Below are 2,967 nucleotides of genomic sequence, written 5' to 3'. Positions count from 1 at the left end.
CAGTGTTGCTCAATCAGCGGAATAAAGATCTCAGGCGAAAGCAGCTCAGTTTTGCTGTAGTGCCAACGCAGCAGCGCTTCCACCCCGATACAGCGCTTGTTGCGGCTGTCGATCAGCGGCTGATAGTACATCTGCAAACGTTGCTGGCGAATCGCCGCGCTCAGCGCAAAGCTGACATGCTGGCGCAAGCTATAGAGCCGGAAAGCCAGCATTGCACCGCACAGGCCGAGCAGCAAAGCTATCTGCAATGGCATACCCAGCAGCAACGGCAATAGCTGTATCCCGCTTGGGCCATACAGGTGCAGTACAAACTCATGGTTCTGATCTTTCCAGCTAAAGCGCGGCTGCGGCAGCGTGCTTATCTCCATCAAACGGCCACTCTCACCAAGGGCGGCGACCGTACCAATTTGTAATGCCAGTTGATCAACAAACGGTGGGCGCGGTTGCAGCAGTTGATGGCTCAATGCATAAATATCATGGATAGAGAGCACTCCCTGATCCGTTTTACCGGGTGTCAGTTGCCAGTGCACAATCAGTGGGTAGCCGCCTAGAGGGTCATAGCTGAACATCAGGCCATGTGCGTGTTGCAGTAGCTGGGGCAAAATCGGGGCAACAACCTGACTCTCATCTGCAAGGTTGGCGGAAGTACAATACACCTGCCCATGACGAAGCAGTAGGTAACTGCGTACCTCGCGATCACGCGTGGCGGCTTGCTGTAGTTCACCGCGAATATTGTCACACGGCTGACCAATTTGTCTGCGTAAAGACTCGTGCCAGCGCTTGTTAAACAGCCGCTGGTTAAGAATATCATCACTGATCTGGTTCAAGGTCAGTTGCTGCTGCTGACGGGCTTGCTCCTGCAACTGCAAAAAACTACTCAGCAGGGATAACAGCACACAAAATAAGCCAACCAAAAGCGCAAGGCTTAGGCGGCGCTGGGTGTAGTGCTTGTGCAGTAGCGAGTCATAGGTCATGAAGCGAAAGCCTGTATCCTTAATATTATCGTCAGATTTTTTACCACCGCGCGAGTAAATGAACAGAGGCGAAGAAGCTGATGGAAATATAATCGACTGAGTGTAACAAATTGAGGTAACAACCTGAACCGCAGTGTGCACTCTGTCGAGCCAGCGCCGGTTTTATTGTCATACATATTAACCGCTATACCTGATCGCGCTGATCGCAAGCCGTAGCGAGTGGGCAGCAGTTGCGAGCTTGTTAGAATTAATATGCATCAAGATGATTAAAGGTAGAGTAGCGTTTTTTTACCGGAAACCGGTAGTGAGATTGTGCGGTGAGCCGAAGCTTTGCCCGTGTCGCGTGCTGTTGTATCGGCTAAATCAGAAGATAAAGATCAACGGCTGATGGGGGATACACACCAGCCGTTGACCGCTTGCTGCCATATGATCCCAGTCTGTGAGTGCCGCTGGGGTTCTGGTCAGTAATTTTTGCTTATTATTCTGATGGGTTACTCTGGAACAACCCAGTTAACACTGAAATGGCCAGTACCTTCTGGTGTCATCGCTTCAGTCATCCACGGCAACAGCGTTTGCATTTGGCTTTCTAGCTGCCACGGCGGGTTAATCACTATCATGCCGGAAGCGGTCATTCCGCGATGATCAGAATCGGGTTTGATGCCTAATTCAATTTGCATGATGCGGCGGATCCCGGTCTCTTCCAGTTGGCGCAGCATACGTTTGATATTCTGGCGCAACACAACCGGATACCAAATAGCATACACACCGGTAGCAAAACGCTTATGCCCTTCAACAATCGCCTCGACCACGCGCTGATAATCCTCTTTCAGCTCGTAAGGCGGGTCAATCAGCACCAAGGCACGGCGCTCTTTCGGTGGAAGTTGTGATTTTAACTGCGGATAACCGTCGGTGCGTTTTGCAGTAGCGCGCTCATCACGTGAAAACTCACTGCGCAGCAGCGGAAAATCACTTGGGTGCAGCTCGGTTAGCAGCATCCGATCTTGCGCCCGCAACAGATGTTGGGCAATCAGCGGCGAACCCGGATAGTGGAACAGTTGCGGGCCGCGGTTGACCGCTTTTACTGCCGAAATATACGGAGCCAGCAGCTCAGGAATATCATCACGCTGCCAGATCCGCGCAATGCCCTCAAGGTACTCACCGGTCTTGGTTGCATGGTCGCTTTTTAAGTAGTAACGGCCCGCACCCGAGTGGGTATCAAGATACAGAAACGGCTTATCTTTCTGCTTGAGCGCTTCAATAATCAGCGATTGAACGCTGTGCTTGAGAACATCGGCATAATTGCCGGCGTGAAAACTGTGTCGATAGCTGAGCATGATAACCTCTCTCTTTGATCGCACATTATGCCTGAGTCACCATTGAATTTCGCCTGTTGTGTCGCCATCTTATACAGAGATACTTTATTTTAAGGATAACTGACCATGAGCAACCCGCTGCTGAGCTTCAACGGATTACCGCCGTTTTCCCAGATCAAACCGGAGCAGGTTGTTCCGGCGGTCGAGCAGGCTATTGCCGAATGCCGCGCTGAAGTTGACCGCGTACTGGCACACGGCGCGCCTTTTACGTGGGAAAACTTGTGCGAACCGCTGGCCGAAGTTAATGATCGCCTTAGCCGCTTATGGTCACCCGTAGGCCATTTAAACTCCGTTAAAAACAGCCCTGAACTGCGTGATGCCTACCAGCAGTGTTTGCCGCTGTTGTCAGAGTACGGCACTTGGATGGGGCAACATGCCGATTTGTATCAAGCCTACAAAAGCCTGCACGATAGCAAAGCGTTCAGCCAGTTAACCGGCGCGCAGCGCAAAGCAGTAGAAAACAGCCTGCGCGATTTTGAACTCTCAGGTATCGCGCTAAACCCCGAACAGCAACAGCGTTACGGGGAAATTATGGCGCGGTTATCGGCGTTGTCGAACCAGTTTAGTAACCATGTGCTCGATGCCACCATGGGCTGGAGCAAGCTGGTCACTGATGTTGC

The 2,967-nt window shown here is 51.8% G+C and carries 3 protein-coding genes and 1 pseudogene; 2 read left to right on the top strand and 2 right to left on the bottom strand.

Annotation, left to right across the window (positions count from 1 at the left end):
- On the bottom strand, window positions 1-974 hold a 974-nt coding region (locus tag ACRC27_RS13225), incomplete at its 3' end, for an EAL domain-containing protein (RefSeq protein ID WP_438640088.1).
- A gap of 336 nt (window positions 975-1,310) precedes the next feature.
- Here ACRC27_RS13225 and ACRC27_RS13220 point away from each other — a divergent pair.
- Window positions 1,311-1,442, top strand: a complete 132-nt coding sequence (locus tag ACRC27_RS13220) for a hypothetical protein (RefSeq protein ID WP_438622627.1) — start codon at window positions 1,311-1,313, stop codon at window positions 1,440-1,442.
- Between the two features lie 23 nt (window positions 1,443-1,465).
- On the opposite strand, the gene ACRC27_RS13215 is transcribed toward ACRC27_RS13220, so the two are convergent.
- On the bottom strand, window positions 1,466-2,308 hold the full coding sequence (locus ACRC27_RS13215; protein ID WP_438630132.1) for a 23S rRNA (adenine(2030)-N(6))-methyltransferase RlmJ: 843 nt from the start codon (window positions 2,306-2,308) through the stop codon (window positions 1,466-1,468).
- A gap of 105 nt (window positions 2,309-2,413) precedes the next feature.
- Here ACRC27_RS13215 and ACRC27_RS13210 point away from each other — a divergent pair.
- Window positions 2,414-2,967: pseudogene (locus ACRC27_RS13210) on the top strand (oligopeptidase A); the annotation flags it as partial.

It is taken from the genome of Plesiomonas sp. (assembly GCF_051650925.1).
In the GTDB taxonomy this organism is placed as follows: Bacteria; Pseudomonadota; Gammaproteobacteria; order Enterobacterales; family CAMTGL01; genus Plesiomonas.
Note: the sequence above shows the minus strand (reverse complement) of the source record. Positions and strands in the feature narration are given on the sequence as shown.

What these genes read in the sequence shown, in the direction of transcription:
- ACRC27_RS13215 (WP_438630132.1), bottom strand. Translation starts at nt 2,308, where the DNA reads ATGCTCAGCTATCGACACAGTTTTCACGCCGGCAATTATGCCGATGTT.